16 protein-coding genes and 1 tRNA gene are annotated in these 17,031 nt (G+C 38.9%); 13 read left to right on the top strand and 4 right to left on the bottom strand.

The genetic code is table 11. The annotated features are described in order from the left end of the window. Window positions 1-103 precede the first annotated feature (103 nt). Window positions 104-541 carry a MarR family winged helix-turn-helix transcriptional regulator gene (locus IV80_RS04245; RefSeq protein ID WP_057750079.1) on the top strand — a complete coding sequence of 146 codons (438 nt, stop codon included), beginning with the start codon at window positions 104-106 and terminating at the stop codon, window positions 539-541. 58 nt (window positions 542-599) lie between these two features. Further along, the gene (locus IV80_RS04240) at window positions 600-1,946 is read left to right on the top strand and encodes a dihydrolipoyl dehydrogenase family protein (protein WP_057749979.1); all 1,347 of its coding nucleotides are present in this window, start codon (window positions 600-602) and stop codon (window positions 1,944-1,946) included. A 246-nt stretch (window positions 1,947-2,192) separates the two neighbouring features. Here IV80_RS04240 and IV80_RS04235 read toward each other — a convergent pair. Next, a tRNA-Lys gene (locus IV80_RS04235) sits at window positions 2,193-2,265 on the bottom strand. Window positions 2,266-2,471: 206 nt separating this feature from the next. Between IV80_RS04235 and yycF the strand changes: the two genes are divergently transcribed. The 10 genes from yycF (at window position 2,472) to IV80_RS04185 (ending at window position 12,472) form a co-directional block, all read left to right on the top strand. Beyond that, window positions 2,472-3,173, top strand: a complete 702-nt coding sequence (yycF, locus tag IV80_RS04230; protein WP_057749975.1) for a response regulator YycF — start codon at window positions 2,472-2,474, stop codon at window positions 3,171-3,173. Window positions 3,174-3,191: 18 nt separating this feature from the next. Then, complete coding sequence (walK, locus tag IV80_RS04225; protein ID WP_057749971.1) at window positions 3,192-5,039, top strand: cell wall metabolism sensor histidine kinase WalK; 1,848 nt, start codon at window positions 3,192-3,194, stop codon at window positions 5,037-5,039. Continuing rightward, entirely contained in the window at window positions 5,036-6,355 is a 1,320-nt protein-coding gene (locus IV80_RS04220; RefSeq protein ID WP_057749968.1) for a YycH family regulatory protein, read from the top strand. The genes walK and IV80_RS04220 overlap by 4 nt, the downstream gene beginning before the upstream one ends. A gap of 14 nt (window positions 6,356-6,369) precedes the next feature. Further along, a complete protein-coding gene (locus tag IV80_RS04215) occupies window positions 6,370-7,434 on the top strand; it encodes a two-component system regulatory protein YycI (protein WP_057749964.1) in 1,065 nt (354 codons plus the stop codon). A gap of 42 nt (window positions 7,435-7,476) precedes the next feature. After that, window positions 7,477-8,280 carry an MBL fold metallo-hydrolase gene (locus tag IV80_RS04210; protein WP_057749962.1) on the top strand — a complete coding sequence of 268 codons (804 nt, stop codon included), beginning with the start codon at window positions 7,477-7,479 and terminating at the stop codon, window positions 8,278-8,280. A gap of 111 nt (window positions 8,281-8,391) precedes the next feature. Next, window positions 8,392-9,648: a S1C family serine protease gene (locus tag IV80_RS04205; protein ID WP_057749959.1), complete on the top strand. Its 1,257-nt coding sequence runs from the start codon at window positions 8,392-8,394 to the stop codon at window positions 9,646-9,648. 671 nt (window positions 9,649-10,319) lie between these two features. Beyond that, window positions 10,320-10,799 (top strand): 23S rRNA (pseudouridine(1915)-N(3))-methyltransferase RlmH, encoded by a 480-nt coding sequence (gene rlmH / locus IV80_RS04200; RefSeq protein ID WP_057749956.1) that lies wholly within the window; start codon window positions 10,320-10,322, stop codon window positions 10,797-10,799. A gap of 157 nt (window positions 10,800-10,956) precedes the next feature. Further along, window positions 10,957-11,532 carry a helix-turn-helix domain-containing protein gene (locus IV80_RS04195; RefSeq protein WP_057749953.1) on the top strand — a complete coding sequence of 192 codons (576 nt, stop codon included), beginning with the start codon at window positions 10,957-10,959 and terminating at the stop codon, window positions 11,530-11,532. Window positions 11,533-11,819: 287 nt separating this feature from the next. Then, on the top strand, window positions 11,820-12,182 hold the full coding sequence (locus IV80_RS04190; RefSeq protein ID WP_236699567.1) for a GNAT family N-acetyltransferase: 363 nt from the start codon (window positions 11,820-11,822) through the stop codon (window positions 12,180-12,182). A gap of 65 nt (window positions 12,183-12,247) precedes the next feature. Next, the gene (locus IV80_RS04185; RefSeq protein ID WP_057749950.1) at window positions 12,248-12,472 is read left to right on the top strand and encodes a hypothetical protein; all 225 of its coding nucleotides are present in this window, start codon (window positions 12,248-12,250) and stop codon (window positions 12,470-12,472) included. 473 nt (window positions 12,473-12,945) lie between these two features. On the opposite strand, the gene msrA is transcribed toward IV80_RS04185, so the two are convergent. The 3 genes from msrA to IV80_RS04170 form a co-directional block, all read right to left on the bottom strand. Next, window positions 12,946-13,785, bottom strand: coding sequence for a peptide-methionine (S)-S-oxide reductase MsrA (gene msrA / locus IV80_RS04180; protein ID WP_057749946.1), 840 nt, complete (start codon window positions 13,783-13,785; stop codon window positions 12,946-12,948). Between the two features lie 186 nt (window positions 13,786-13,971). Further along, entirely contained in the window at window positions 13,972-14,235 is a 264-nt protein-coding gene (locus IV80_RS04175) for a hypothetical protein (RefSeq protein WP_057749942.1), read from the bottom strand. A gap of 25 nt (window positions 14,236-14,260) precedes the next feature. Then, window positions 14,261-16,228, bottom strand: a complete 1,968-nt coding sequence (locus IV80_RS04170; protein ID WP_057749940.1) for a CDP-glycerol glycerophosphotransferase family protein — start codon at window positions 16,226-16,228, stop codon at window positions 14,261-14,263. Window positions 16,229-16,518: 290 nt separating this feature from the next. On the opposite strand from IV80_RS04170, the gene IV80_RS04165 reads away from it, so the two are divergent. Next, a complete protein-coding gene (locus IV80_RS04165) occupies window positions 16,519-16,863 on the top strand; it encodes a hypothetical protein (protein ID WP_057749937.1) in 345 nt (114 codons plus the stop codon). Window positions 16,864-17,031: the final 168 nt, after the last annotated feature.

The following is a 17,031-nucleotide window of genomic DNA, read 5'->3' as shown; positions in this document are numbered from 1 at the left end:
TAAAGAAGCTAAAAGTTTATACAAGGACGGAAAAAGGTGGCTTGCGATTTTGTCATTGAAGAACTATACTAATCGTGCACGATCGAAAGGAGCTCCTGAATTAATGGAAAATGAAATGAAGCTGACTAATCAACTTTGTTTTTCAGTATATAATGCGAGTCGTCTGTTTACGAAATTTTATCAAAAAGCTTTGAAGCCCTTTAACTTGACCTATCCGCAATACCTAGTTTTACTTTCATTATGGCAACAGGATAATCAGACGTTGCATGCATTGGGGGATGAGTTGCGTTTAAGCAGTAATACGCTTACCCCACTTTTGAAACGGCTTGAACAATCAGGGTGGGTTCAAAGAATTCAACCGGATGAGGATCATCGCCAATTAAATGTTAAGTTAACTGAAACTGCTAAAAAGCAGGAAAAGGCCATTTATAAAGCAATCGGTGAATGTGTGAGTCAAGAGGCATTTGATATTAATGAATATAAGGCAGCCTTGCAAATTAACAATAAACTTGTTGAGGAACTTGAAGCAATTTTAAATTAAGTTGCTTTTTATTTGATCAAATTAGTCGCACACGACTAAAATTTATGGAGGAAATTTTATGCAAAAATATGATGTAATTTTTATCGGTAGTGGCCATGCTAACTGGCACGCAGCAGTGACTTTAAGGCAAGCTGGAAAAACAGTGGCAATTATTGAAAAGGATAAAATTGCGGGCACTTGTACAAACTATGGGTGTGATCCAAAAATCTTGTTGGATGGCCCCTTTGAACTTTTAGATCGACTTAGTGCGTATCAAGGAATTGGCATTAACGAAGCCCCTAAAGTGGATTGGCCAGCCTTAATGGCATATAAGCATCAAGCCATCGATCCGTTATCAATTCAAATGACAGCCGTATTTAAACAACTGGGAATCGATGTTTTTATGGGTGAAGGCCAACTTACAGGAGCGCACACAGTTTCCGTCAATGATCATACATTGGAAGCTCAAAATATTGTGATTGGAACAGGCCAGCGCGCTGCTAAATTAAACATCCCTGGTCAAGCTTATTTACGGGACAATCGCGATTTCTTAGATTTAGAACAAATGCCCAATCACCTCACATTTATCGGAGCAGGTGTGATCTCGATTGAATTTGCCACAATGGCCAGTGAACTGGGTGCAGAAGTCGAAATTGTGGAATTTACGGACCACGCATTAGGCGCGTTTGACCCTAATTACGTCGGAAAATTGGTTCAAAAATTGGAAGCTAAGGGGATTCATTTTAACTTCAATGAAGCAGTAACTGAAGTTCAAAAAGACGGTGATCATTACACCGTGCTGACGAATACGGGTCGCCAAATTAAGACGGATTATGTCATTGACGCGACAGGACGAATTGCCAATGTTGAAAATCTTGGTTTAGCAAAAGTTGGCATTCAAACCACACGTGGCGGTATTGTAGTTGACGATCATTTACGTACGGCTGTTAAACATATCTATGCCAGTGGGGATGCGGTTGATAAACAGATTCCTCGTCTTACACCAACGGCGACATTTGAATCAAACTATATTGCGTTACAAATTCTGGGAAATCCAGAACCAATCAAGTATCCTGCTGTTCCGAGTGTGGTTTATAGCTTGCCACGTATTGCTCAAATGGGAGTGACACCTGCAGAGGCTGCGAAATCTGAACAGTACCACGTGCAGAGCCTGCCATATGGTAAACAGCTTTTGTTCCAATATAAAAATGAAATTGACGCCGATATAACGTTGATTTTTGATACGGACAATTATCTGGTGGGGACTAGTATCTACGGAAATGATGCCCCAGAACTTATTAATTTGATGGCGTTTATTATTAACGAGCGTTTGTCTGCCAACCAATTGAATCAACAAATATTTGCATTCCCAAGTGCTTCAATTGGCATTATTAGTTTGATAAGTACCATGTTGAATCAGGGCTAAATTAATCAATAGAAAAAATTTTCTAGATATGGTTTCAAACTCATAATAAATGAAGAGGGTTATCAGTTTATTTTGCTGATAACCCTCTTAGTGTGTATCGTAAATTTAAGTTTTTACTTAGTTCTGTTGTAATGGAAAAGAAAAGTTGTTTAATTGGACAAAGTCCTGTATAACAATATGAGTATATAAAAAAATCAGCAATCACGGTGGTTTTACACTGCGTGATTACTGATTAATTGGTATTTATGGGTGGTCAGGGGATCGAACCCTGGACCCACGGATTAAGAGTCCGTTGCTCTGCCAGCTGAGCTAACCACCCATATCATTAACCGACTTAAATATATTATCATACATTTTTTAGGTTGGCAACCCACTAAATGAAAAATTTTAAGCCAGGAAGGTGTATTTTTTGTGTTCGTGTAACCGCTAAAACTCATGTGGTATAATAAGAACGCAATGTTTTTAAGCTTTTACCAAAAATAGATGATCTAAAAAACGACTCTGTTCAAGGAGGAAATAAGTTTTATGCAGAAAATTTTAATTGTTGACGATGAAAAGCCCATCTCTGATATTGAAAAATTTAATTTAACTAAAGAGGGCTACGAAGTCATTACAGCTTACGATGGGGAAGAAGCTCTCGAAAAAGTTGAGGATGAACATCCCGATTTAATCTTGTTAGATCTGATGCTTCCTAAAATTGATGGTTTGGAAGTTGCTCGTCGTGTACGTGCGAAACACAGCATTCCAATTATCATGGTGACCGCTAAAGATTCTGAACTTGATAAAGTAGTTGGTTTGGAATTAGGAGCCGATGATTATGTTACCAAACCATTTTCAAACCGTGAATTAATTGCCCGAGTTAAGGCTAATTTACGGCGACAGGATCAATTGGTTAGTTCTGAACAAGAAAGTAATGATATTAAAGTAGGAGATTTGGACATTAACCCAGATGCCTATGCCGTTTCTCGTCGTGGTGATCAGCTTGATTTGACTCACCGAGAATTTGAATTACTTTACTACCTGGCTCAGCATATGGGACAAGTTATGACCCGTGAACACTTGCTGCAAACCGTTTGGGGCTACGATTATTTTGGCGATGTCCGAACGGTTGATGTGACAGTGCGCCGTTTACGTGAAAAGATTGAGGAAAGTCCAAGTAATCCTGTCTATCTTGTCACCCGTCGTGGTGTGGGCTACTATTTACGGAATCCAGAAAATGAAAAATAGTGGGAGCCATATTTGGTTATGAACAAAAAAACCCGTTTTTACCAATCGATAAACTTTAAAATAGCCTTGGTATTCGCCTTGTTATTGATGATAACATTGGAAATTGTCGGGGTTATTTTTGTACGTCAATTGGAACAACAAAATTTAAATCAGTTTAAAAGTCAAATTCAGCCTGGGGCCTATGTAGACAACGCCGTTTCTGAACAGTTAGGTCGGAGTAATACAACCGCTGCTAACAAGGAAATTCAACAAATTATTGCCGATGTCAATAATACGAACATTGTTGAAGTACGTGTGATTGATAATAAAGGCACCGTACGAGCTACCAGTGATTTGAACGAACAATCTTTAATTGGCCAGAAAACTACCGATCAAGCCATTAAAAATGTCATTTATAATTCACGGTCTTATCAGCAGATCAATTATGATCAAGGAAATAACAATCGGTATTATATCTCGATCATTCCTTTGATTAGTACGAGTGGGAACACCAATACGGTGGTTGGTGCTTTGTACGTTCGTGCCAGTCTAGAGAGTGTTTATAAAAATGTTAACAGTATTACTTTGATTTTCTTTGTGGCTGCTTCATTTGCGATTGTTGTGGGATTATTGCTAGCCATCATTATTTCCCGAGCCATCACTAGACCGATTGAAGAAATGAAGAAACAAACGATGCGAATTGCCCGAGGAGATTATTCTGGGCACGTGCACGTCTATGGAAAAGACGAATTAGGCCAATTGGCTTCAGCGGTCAATAACTTGTCTGTGCGTGTGGAAGAAGCTCAAGAATCAACGGAGTCTGAGCAACGTCGTTTGGATAGTGTTCTAGCCCATATGACTGATGGTGTGATTGCAACCGATCGCCGAGGCCGCATCACCATTGTTAATGACATGGCGCTCGACTTTTTAAGTTCAGATGCAGAGCATACCGCGGGAAAATCCATTTTAGATGTCTTAGATATTCGCAATACCTATACACTAAGGGAATTGTTAGAAAATCAAGATGATATTGTACTTGATTTCTCAACAAAAACCCAAGACTTAATCTTACATGCGTCATTTGCCCTTATTCAACGAGAATCCGGCTTTATTAGCGGCCTAGTTTGCGTACTGCACGATGTGACTGAGCAACAAAAGATTGATCAGGATCGTAAGCAATTCGTTTCTAATGTTTCTCATGAACTACGAACACCATTGACCAGTTTGAAGAGTTATATTGAAGCTTTAACTGATGGTGCCTGGAAAGATCCTAAAGTAGCGCCACAGTTTTTGAAAGTTACTCAGGATGAAACAGATCGTATGATTCGTATGATTAATGACTTGTTAAGTTTGTCACGGATGGATTCTGGGACGGCAAAACTAAATCTCGAAATGGTTAACTTAAACGAACTTTTCAGCCATGTTTTGGATCGGTTTGACATGATCCTAAAAACTGATGATAATCCTGATAAGCGTTATACGATTAAACGTGAATTTACACGGCGAGATCTCTGGGTTGAGGTGGATACGGATAAGTTTCAACAGGTGCTAGATAATTTGATGAATAATGCGATTAAGTATTCACCAAATGGCGGCCGCATTACTTGTCGCTTGCTTGAGACGCATAATCATGTCATTTTGAGCGTTTCCGACCAAGGTTTAGGAATTCCAAAGAAAGACCTGACACACGTCTTTGATCGATTCTACCGTGTTGATAAAGCACGTTCTCGTGCGCAAGGCGGAACCGGTTTAGGCTTAGCGATTTCAAAGGAAATCATTTCAATGCATGGTGGCCGAATCTGGGTGGACAGTAAAGAAGGAAAAGGATCTATTTTCTACATTTCTTTGCCTTATGAACCCTTAGATGAGGAGGATCAGTGGGAATGAGAGGAATGCGAACAAGTCGATTTTTAATTCATCTTGGCTTAATTTTGGTGATTCTATTAAGTGTGGTGTTGTCTTGGTTTATTTGGACCAATCCAGCGCGTTATGAACGGACCAAACAACAAACATCACGAAGTAGCAACGTCATTCAAAATGAGCAGGCTAACAAATCCGTTGGCGATATCTATTTACCAACGCAGGTCGTTTACCGGCAAACAGCGACTAATGCCCATTTAATTAATAATACCAATGTCAGTTTGACCGATTCTATTCGTACCGCAATGGAAAAATGGCGCCTAACACGAGTAACACGCCAATCCGTTAATAGTCGTAAGGCTTATGAAGACATAATCAACCAAGATAATATGGTAATGCTGAAATATCCAGACAATGTGACGGGCGGCATTTTGAACGACGCATTCAAGCAAAAAATGGATTTTAGCGGCAAAAGCTCGCGGATATTGTTTTCTGTTGAGAAACGAAATGAAGTTTATCTCCTTAATGATGATAATTATGGGATTTATAAAGTTCGCGCACGTAACCAAAACTTAGCACGCATCAAGGAAATGTTGAGTGGGGATGTGCAACGCTTTGAGGTTAAAGAAACGCTGATTAATCATCATTTGATCACGAGCTATGTGAATGGTGTGAAAGTTCCAGAATATAGCTACTTAATTAATAAGCAAACAGCTGCGTATTTTGTTTCTACGCTCATGAACAGTGACAATGCCTCATCGGTCACTAGTAAAGAACAGAGTGGTAAAACTATTTATAGCGATGGAAACTCAAAACGAATGACCGTTAATAATAAGCGAGGCACCGTTTTTTACGAAGATATGGCAGGTCAAAGTAGCTATCATGAAACGGCTGGCAAGGCCCTTTTACAGAGTTTTACGGTATTGAATAATATGGAAGTACCGCTTGATAACATGCGCTATTACAACTATGATGCAAAAAATAATGCGGTTGTTTACCGTAGTTACGTTGAAGGATTCCCAATTTTTAATCAGACGGACTATGGAACGGTTGAAATTCAAATTACTGGGCCGCGCACAAAAGAAATTGATTTTTCATTGTACAGTTTACAAATTCCGGTGCCGACTGGAAAAGAACGGACAGATCTGCCCTCAACGCAAACTGTGTTGCAGAATTTACAGGCAAATGGTTATAAGTTAAGCGATATTCATAATATTGAGATTGGGTATCAATGGACGGCCAATCCATCTAGTGATTTAGTCGTTAACTTGACCCCTACTTGGTATGTGAATTATAAAGATCAGTGGGTGGCCTATCAGAAACTGACAGCAGCTCAACCCTAAGGAGATGAGTACACTTGGATTTCAAAAGAATTGAATTGATTTTTTTAACGGCGTTTGCAGCGCTTGACATTTTTTTAGTCATTTCCTTTTTCCAGAACAATTCTGACGTGCACTCGACTTCACGGGGAGTTAATCATAACGCCACGATTTTAAAGGAAATGCGTGAGGATTCCATTTCATTTTCTGCGCCTTCAAATAAAAAAGGACAAGGAAACTATATTTCGACACAGACGGCTGGTAATAAACAATTTAAAAAGAAAATGCAGGCTTTAACTGGTCAGTCAGCAAAAATGGTTAATGATGAAATTATTAGTACCTTTAACAATCCCATTACTCTGAATCCGAAAAATCCAGAAAAAACGTTAGATACTGTGGTCAAAGATCCTAATCAGATCGCAAATGGTAAATATTACGAGTATGATGAAAAGACCTCCACAGATAGTCAGATTATTTATACTCAAAAGTATGCGGGAAAACGCGTGTTTTCTAAATCTGGCCAAATTCGGTTTAAGGTCAATGAAGATAACCAAGTCGTAGGTTATACGCAAGGTTACTTGACGGATGCTAATCCTTTACGTGAAAAACAAGATACAATAAGTCAAGAACGTGCAATTATTTGGCTTTATCAGTATAATGAGGTGCCGAACGACTCTGTGATTAAGTGGTCCCGCTTAGGGTATACGAGATTGTTAAGTATCAAAAAGGGATCTGTCTATGTCCCAACGTGGTACATTGCGGTGCATGGTAAAGGGAGTGCGTCATTGCAGTATTACCGCATTAATGCCTTTACTGGGGTGATTATGAAGTATAATACTCAGGTGCAATCTACGAGTTCTAGCAGCAAGGCGACTTCAACAGAGAGTGGTTCACAGGATGATAGTAGTCTGTTGAATCAAGCTGTCTCTAGTTCCCAGCAGGCGGTAGAATCAAGTACTCAGGCTAGTGTTCGAACCACCACTAACCGTTATCAGAGTAGTGCAACGCGGGCGAGTTCCAGTACGGTTTCTACAAGTGCTAGCAGCTCGACCACGAGTAGTAAAATCTCTAGCAGTAGTTCGACTTCATCTGAAGTTCACTAGATACTTAATTTAAGTTCATTTTAATAAGGAGTAAGGAAATACATGAGTGAAGATGACATGAAGATTAGTGTTTTAGCAAGTGGCAGTACCGGTAATGTGACTTATATCGAAACAGCTCAGCATAAGATGTTGGTAGATGCTGGTTTAAGTGGTAAAAAAATTGAAGGTCTCATGAACAGTATTGGACGTGATCTTGCGGATGTAGATTCACTTTTTCTTACCCATGAGCATACTGACCATATTCGTGGTGCTGGAGTATTAGCACGGCGCTATAACCTGGATGTTTATGCCAATCAGGGGACGTGGCAGGCGATTGCGCCTAAAATTGGTCCTATTCCAGAAGAAAAGAAAAACGTGTTTGAAGTTGGGAAAACAAAATCCTTTGGTGACATCGATGTGGAAAGCTTTGCCGTTTCACATGATGCGGCCGAGCCTCAATTTTATGAATTTCACCACAATGGCAAAACATTTGTCATTTTAACGGATACAGGCTACGTTTCGGAGCGCGTTGAAGGCCAGATCGAAAATGCGGACGCCTATTTGTTTGAAGTTAACCATGATGTGGAAATGTTGCGCATGGGAGGCTATCCATGGCCTTTAAAGCAGCGTATTTTAAGTGACCACGGTCATTTATCTAATGAGGATGGCGCCAATGCCTTGATGGACGTCATGGGTTATCATACAAAGAAAATCTTTTTGGGACATCTTAGTTTGCATAATAATATGAAAGAATTGGCCCATTTGACGGTGGCTTCCATGATGAAGAATAAGGATTTGGCAGTAGGTCATGATTTTCAGCTTTTTGACACCGATCATGGAAAAGCAACCAAGCTTACCGCAATTTAGTAAAAATGATTAAATTCGTTCATATTTTCATCACAATTTATTGTTATTCTGTAACCAGTTACAATTAAATAGATGAAGGGGGATTGCGCGGTCACAAGATCGCATATGACTATGTTTAAAAACAAAGGTTTATGGACAGTGTTTATTACAGCGTTAATTGCAGGACTCATTGGTGGAGGGATTGCGTTTGGGACGGCTAACTACCTTAGCAATCGGCAGTCCGAGACAGCCACCGCAGTACCAAGCGGATCTAATAGTTCAGGATCTACAAAAGTTAGCAATGTAAAGGTCAACGTCAGCAATCAATCAGAAAAAGCGTACAGCAGTATCAAAAATGCCGTAGTAACGGTGATCAACCTGAAGAAAGAAAGTTCTAGTTCTAATAACAGTTTATTTGGTTCTATTTTTGGCGAGTCTTCGTCTAGTTCTAACTCCAGCTCGAATTCGAATAAGTTAGAAACTTACGCTGAAGGTTCTGGTGTCATATATAAGAAGAGTGGTAATGCCGCTTACGTGGTCACAAATAACCATGTTATTTCTGGTTCGAATGCGGTTGAAATCATTATGAGCAACGGTAAAAAGGTTTCAGCGAAAGTCGTGGGTAAAGATTCAGTTACCGATTTGGCTGTGTTAAAAATTAATTCCTCAGTAGTGACAACAGTTGCAAGTTTTGGTAATTCTAACAATATTAAAGTTGGTGAAACGGCTTTAGCAATTGGCTCTCCATTAGGTTCGGATTATGCGACATCCTTAACCCAAGGTATTATTTCGGCAAAGAAACGAACGGTTTCAACCACGAACGAATCCGGGCAAGAAACGGGTGAAGCAACTGTTATTCAGACTGATGCAGCGATTAACTCAGGGAACTCTGGTGGTCCACTAATTAACTTAGCCGGTCAAGTTGTCGGGATTAATTCCATGAAGCTTTCCAGCAGTTCATCGGGGACCAGTGTTGAAGGGATGGGTTTTGCAATTCCTTCTAATGAAGTAGTTACGATCATTAATCAGTTGATTTCTAAAGGTAAAATTGTCCGTCCAGCAATAGGAGCTTCCTTACTAGACCTCACAGATATCACTGCTAGTCAGCAAAAATCTGTTCTTAAGTTACCTTCCAATGTGACTGAAGGTGCCGTGATCTATCAGACGTATGCCGGTTCTCCTGCACGTAAGGCAGGTTTAAAACGATATGATGTGATTACGAAGTTAGATGGTACCAAGATTACGAGTGTAGCTACTTTGAGAGATAAACTTTATAAACTCAAGATTGGTGATAAGGTTTCAATTGGCTGGTACCACAATGGTTCTTATAAGACGGCAACCATCAATTTAACAGAAACCACAAGCGCGTTAAGCTCACAAGCTAAATAAATTACACACATTAAAAACGACAAGTTTCGGCTTGGCGTTTTTTTGTGACTTAACGTTGTTTTTTATTAAAAGGATGTAGTGTAGAATTATACACAGGAAATGCATAAGTAAGGGCATTTAACTGTTGTTAACAATAAATTTTAGGGAATTTTGACAAACCTCTTTATTTTTTTGACAAACTGTGGTTCCGAATAATTTTAAATATTCTAAAGAATTTATTAAGGAAGGAAAGGATTTCAATAAATAAAATGCGAACAATACCCCGATTTTCGGGGAATGAATGTTCAGATCGCATTTAGCTTGTGAAAAACAATTGGGGATAACTGTGGATAACTTTGTGAATAACTCAAATGGCTTTTTTACCTGATGACGGAAAACTAGTTAGGATAAGCAATGAAATGTGTTCAAAAGTTATCCACAGGTTGGGATGAAACTTGTGGATTAAATTTGTTTCACAAAAAACAGAACGCCACTAATGCCTTTGTTAAGCCGTTTTAAGCTTGTGGATACGAACATGTGTTACTGTTCAAAACGGTGGATAACTAAATTTTATGTTGACAAACTGTGAATAGCTTATGTTGTGTCGGAATTATTTTGACATCTATATGTAGAAAATCAAGTTATGAACTTGTGGATAACTTTGTGCATAACTTGTGTAAAGGAGTGTTTTTATGAACATCAAGTTTATCGTGGTCGGAAAACTCAAGGAAAAGTATTTTAAGCAAGGAATTGCCGAATATGCAAAAAGACTCACTAAATTTTGCAAGTTTACGATCGTGGAAGTCCCCGATGAGAAGGCTCCGGAATCTCTAAGTGACGCAGAGATGTCTGAAGTTAAAGAAAAAGAAGGTGAACGCATTCTGGATAAGATTAAAGATCGTGAGTATGTCTATAGTTTGGAGATCTTAGGGAAAGAGCGTTCATCAGAGGAGTTTGCAAAGGAAATCGATCAGTTGGCAACGTACGGTCACTCTGATCTCACATTTGTGATTGGTGGTTCATTGGGATTGAGTCCGGCAGTGATGAAGCGGGCCAATGCACATATTTCATTTGGGCGTTTTACATTACCCCACCAACTAATGCGGTTAGTATTGGTTGAACAAGTTTATCGAGCTTTTATGATTAATGCAGGGAGTCCTTATCATAAGTGATAATTAGTTCTGTATTGATCTCCTACTATCAAACTATGCTATTTTCGCACTAAATCACCTTGTCAAAACATTTTGACAACGAATTTTATTGCTTGTCAGGCTAGTTTGATGGTACGTTGAACCTATTCCTGAGACAATTCTGGTGGAGGCGTGGAGAATGAACCTTGGCAAGCAGATTCAAACCTATCGTAAAAAGCTGGGCTTATCGCAAGAAGGTTTGGCCGCAAAGATCTACGTGTCGCGGCAAACCATTTCCAACTGGGAAACTGGGCACAGCTATCCTGATGTGGAAAATCTGTTGTTGTTAAGCGTACTTTTCGACGTTTCCTTAGATGAATTAGTCAAAGGGGATGTTGTTATCATGAAAAATGAGCTCGAACGCTCAAAAATGGATCGCTATACTAAATTGATGCTGTTGTTTATGATACTTGTAATATTTTCCGTTGGACCAGCGTCATTTTTACCGGATTACTGGTGGGCGATTATTCCGGGGAGTTTTTGGATTGTTAGTATGTTTTTTGCATGTAGGCTTGAAAAAATTAAACATGAAAAGGATATTCAAACTTATCAAGAAATTATGGCATTTATGGCTGATCAAAATCTTGATTCAGTCAGACAGCGGCGTAATTGGTTTAGAGATCGATTAAGTAAGGCGGTGATCGTGCTCGTTTTTGCGATTATTGCTGGTTTGCTTGCACTACTTAGTGCATTACCTTATTGGTTAACGCACTAAAAGTAGCCATAGCCAATTGAACTGAGCAAGCAGAAGTATCAGACAACAGTTGGGAGGACTTAATTTTAAGTAGCGAATTTTAGATTGATCTAGAATGTGGCTTAGTGAACAGTTTTTTTAGGGTGCACTGAGCAATCGTTACTTGAAATAAAGCCTTACCTTCTGCTATTGACGATGATATAAATGGGCAGAAGTGTGACTATCGTTCACCTTCTGTTTTTTTTGTGGCTATTTCTAGATTGATAACTGTTGTAACGATTCTGATGTCAATCAAAAGAGTACAAAAAATGACCAAATTAATAACAAAACGAATGAATTTAAGAAACTTTAAATTAACTGATGCGGCGAGTGTTTATCAATATGCTAAAAACCCCAATATCGGGCCGATCGCGGGCTGGCCAGTGCATACAAGTGTGGCGAATTCGCGCTATTTCATTAAAGCTTATTTTATGAGCCCGCATATTTTTGCGATCACGTTAAAAGTAGCGCCTGAAGCCGTTATCGGCTTGGTTGGCCTAGAGTTAGTCGATGAGGGTAATGGTATGCTAATACACCTGATGGAAAAATTCAAGTACAAAATAATGATTTACCAGGAGCTGATCATTTTGAGATTCATGCCCTTGGTGGGGTCGTTTTCTATACTTCATTAAATGGAACTACTGGCTACGATTCCTATTTAGCAACTGGGTCGATTGCTGATGGTTATTCAAAAAATATGGATAACTCAGAGAAAGTAAATAAATATCTTCTTGGTGATAATGGCGTTGTTTACCAGCTAAGACTTGGTGAGGGTATTCCTGCGGCACCAATGGACGGATTTGGAGAGCTTGATAGTAATGGTGATTTTGATAGTGAAACAGCACCCAATCAAGACTTCTCTATATCGAAGGATGAGGCTGCCCAAACTGAGTTGCAAAAATTAATTAAAGAAAATAGTTAAATCATGAGAACCAGTAAAAATAGTAAATATTCTTTTAGTATTTTTGCCCACGGGTACTAATGTAGATGCTTAAACTATAGAAATCATGTCAATTAGCTAGTTTTTCAATAATTCATCAAACTGAGATAAGTCATGGGTTTTATTATTAACTTTGGTGAAATATTACTTGGAAAGTAAATCATATAGTTTATGAGGATATGATAGTGAACGACTTTATCGACTGGAAAAATTTCCAAAGCTTACAGAAAATAAATAACACGACTTTAAGTGGAAAAACTTAGTCGTGTTATTTTTGATTTTAGTTTTTTAATTTACAAACTGATAAAGGTATTTTACCTTGATGATTTGTCCGTTAGTATTGTTACTTTCATACAGAATACTATAAATACAAAACGGTCCAATTCCTTTGATCGCGCTATGAAGCTAACATATAAATTCTGAGACAGAAGAACTCTGATTTTCGAACGAGTTAGTTATTTTTGTTTGCCCAATTTTTTTAGCCATACGCGCAATTTTCCGTGTAAGTGTTGCAGCGCTAGATATTGTTGACGAGCATGTGCCATTCGCTTATATCTCACGGGATGCTTTTTATAAAATTCTTGGTGATAGTTTTCTGCTGGCCAGAATGTAGTGGCGGGTAAAATTTCTGTAACGATTGGACGCTTGTATTTTCCGGAGACAGCTAGTTTGTGCTTGGAAGTCTCCGCGATTTGCCGTTGGTGGGCATTTTGAACGAAAATAATCGGCCGATACTCATTTCCGCGATCATTAATTTGCCCCAGATTGTCAGTGGGATCCGTAATTTGCCAGTAAAGATCTACTAAATCTGCGTAGGTGATTGCACGGGTATCAAAAATGATTTCAACGGCTTCAACATGTCCTGTTTGTTGGCTGGCCACGGCATCATAGGTGGGATGTTCTGTGTGACCGCCTGTATATCCGGATAAGACTGAAATGATACCTGGACGTGTTTCAAAGGGCTCTACCATGCACCAAAAACACCCGCCTGCAAATATGGCTCGTTCGTAATGGGGATCAGTCAAATTTTGATGTTTGGTAATATCAAAACGCGGGATTGACGCTTCATTGTGGGTAATCTTTGCGTAGAAATCCGCAACGTCGGGAGTTAGGTTTTCTCGCCAGGCTAAGGGACGTAACGCAAGTTCTAGCTGATCACAAGCCTGCTGATAAGGGACACCTTGTGTCACAGCATTTTTCATAGTAAGAAGCTGTGTGCGTTCCCAATCACGAGTTGCAGGATTCAAAATTAGATTGTAGAGGTCATTAAGCGTTGCTTGTTCGTCAGTTTGCAATTTATTTTCCCCCCTCCCTTTCCAAGAGCATTATGCAGGAATTCAATGAGAATTGCATCTTTTTTGAATTATAAATCAAGTCGCGTTTTAATCGATTTAAATTGTGGATTTGAGCGTAATGAAAAAGCAATCAGAGAGGCAAATGACGTCTTCTGATTGCTGATATTTAGGTTATCGAATGAAAATTTATTTTGTAAAATCGTGTTTGGCCAGTGATTGATTCAGGGTGAGAAAGCCCCAAATAATTAAGGTTAAGATTCCCCATAAAACACCCAGAATACCTAGTACTACTAAAGATAGCAGAACGAGATTTGGTGCTTCTCGAATCGTGGTAATCCAACCGTTCAGGATTGGTTGATGACGAAATAGTTCAAATGGAATGGCCAATAAATCGAAAACAACACCAATCCCCATAAATGATAGACTTTCTAGCATGGCTCTTTTTAACATAAAGATAACTCCCCCTTGCTAGTTATCATAACATACGCATCACTTGCAAAATGCGGTCACGGGCATGTCGATCTTGAAATTTATAGAGATTTTGTGAGAGGGTTTGTGCATACTTTTCATCTAATCGATTGTTTTTGACTTTCATCTGAAGTTCAGAAATCAACTGAGTTTCGTCTGTTATGACAGGACCTGGAAGTAATGATTCTGCCTGATCACTAAGGGCGCCATTCGCTGGTAAACCATCAAATTGATAATACAAAACAGCTCGTTTTAAGAGGGCGAAGTCGAGTCCAACACTGGAAAAGTCAGTAATTAAAATTCCGTGCGATTTTAGAAGACTTTGAACAGTTTGTTGCCCCTCACGTAAAATGGTGACCTGATCTGAGTGAAATAAATGAGCAAATTTTTGAAAATTAGTGTGTAAATAAAAATCAATGGTGAGGTGCTGTTTTTGTTTTAACTGGCGTAATTTGGGTGAGTTCAGTAAACCATTCAATTTTTTGAAATAATCAGTTTTGACGAAATCCTTATCGGTGAGATTGACAAGTTGTTCGCGCCACGTTGGCATCAGTAACACATGTTTGCGTTTTAAATAGGAAACTAAGCGATTATTGTGTTTTAACAACAAATCGAAGCGCGCAAATCCCGTGATAATGACGTCTTTAGGCTCATAAGCTAGTTTATCAACGACTAATTGCTTTTCTCGCTCAGAGCTGACAATGAATTTGTTGGTGAAATCGGGTTGTGTATCCTTGCCATACAAGTGATCAATATTGCGGACGGCAGTGATCCCGTGCTGTAGGAAAACTTTTTTGATTGTACGCTTTTTCTCAAGAAAGAATTGACTTCGAAAAGGCATTGCATAATCAGAAGAGTGGGTGTGACAAAGAATATCAGCCCGCATAAACACTTTTACATGGTCGGGTGTGTTGTAAAAAACGACGTGATCCATATCATTTTTAAGATTACCGAGATCTGGTGAATCCTTAGTGACCACATAGTATGGCTCAAATTCGGTAAATTTTTTATGCATCAAATATTTAAAAAGAATAAGGCCATTATCTTGGGCCTTTTGTGGATACTCACTGATTAACACCGTTTTAACCGAGGAATTCTTTTTAGTCTGACGGGCCCCGTTTTTGAATTCCAAGTAGGTCTGATAAGTGTCTTTGGGGACAAATGAAATACGATAGGAAAGCTTTTGATACTTGTGTGTGCCGTACCAATACAAGTGCAGGAATAGCTTATCCGTATAGGGAACGTCACAATCTTTGGCATTTTCAGGATTGTAATCGACCCGAAAAGTCCGTGATCGAACTTCAATTGCAGTGAAATGAAGTTGAAAGCGGAGGTCAAAAATTTGCCAATTAAAACCGTTTAAATTAATGTTAGGGGCGATGTCAGTTAATGTCTGGCTCGGCTGGTAACGAATTTGAACGTGATTAACAAATATATTTGGCTGGCGATGTTCACATGAGGTTGGCTTAAAATCCATTAGTGTTGTCGATTTATCAAGTTGGCGATGCGTCACCTTAAAATCTAAGGATGCCAGAGAAAAATACTTAGTATAGATGGCTAAGTTGAAGAAAATGGTGCGGTCCTTAACCGTGATGGATTCGACCTGGTTTTTTAAATAGTATGCAGTCGCACTTGGCAACAGATTGCACATAAAACGTAAGGTATCGTCGATTGAAACATACAAAGACAAGCGGACGCCCTCAATTGTGATCTGCGTGGCTTGAGATTCTTTTAAGTTCGATTGAGTCAAGTCAATTTCTTGATGTGCGCCAAAAATGATATAGGCGCGATCCGTTTTATCGGTGTTAAGAAGAGCCAGTACTTTTGCAGCCGACAGTTGATAGTGGCCGGTAGCAACTGTTTCAAATGGGGTTTCGGTATTAGTTTTTTTGTTCCAAATTCGTAAGTCAGGAAAATTATTTTGAGAAACGATGTGAAAGTAATTTTTTTCCAGATAAATCTCGATTTGATTCATAGGTAGCCTCGCTAGGTTTTAAGTGATTGAAATTTAATAAGTCCCGATACGTGACATCATATTAGAGCCTTTCATAAATTATTGTAGGCGCACTTGAATCACGATTGCAATAGCGATAACTATCGAACTTAATTGAAAGAACTTTCTGTTTTAATGGCACGGGAAAAAACTTGTGGCCAGATAAGACCTTTAAAGAAGCCTGAGTTTGAGTGACAGGTTTCATTCCAGTCTTATAAGCTGTCTTGCGATATAATAAAGATAACCAACATTTAAGAGAATAGGGAGATTATATGTTATTTATCGGAATTATGCTTGTCATCTTTTTTGCGTTAGCTGCGGCCTGGTATGTGATTCAAAAGCGCAGTAATGCCATTAAAAAGCAGTTTACGCTGGAACAAATTAGTAATGTCATGATGAAGGATAAGAGTGTTGTACGAACCGTTAAACAAGCTCGAGTTCTGCAGGGTATTTCAGTCGTTTCTGTATTATTGATTTTATGGACAATTTTTGAAAATTATCCTACTAATTATTATTTGGTGCTGTTAGTTGTGATGCAGTTAACCACGACCGCACGGCAATACTTCTTGTACTTGGCTTGGCAGCGATGTGCATTTTTAATTAAGGAACAATCATAGACAGCGTTGCGGTCGTAACATGGGGATTAGATCGTTACTTCAAGATAAGATCGAAATTCAATTTTTGGTCTTATTTAGATGTTAAAAAAATTATTTTCATCTGCAGAAAAGCACCCAAATAAAGCGAATGTAAATTAAGTGAAATGAAGTTCAAAAATAAGCTCATAA

Source organism: Pediococcus cellicola (genome assembly GCF_001438655.1).
GTDB lineage: Bacteria > Bacillota > Bacilli > Lactobacillales > Lactobacillaceae > Pediococcus > Pediococcus cellicola.
The sequence above is the reverse complement of the archived record's forward strand: the minus strand, read 5'-3'. Positions and strand labels throughout refer to the sequence as shown.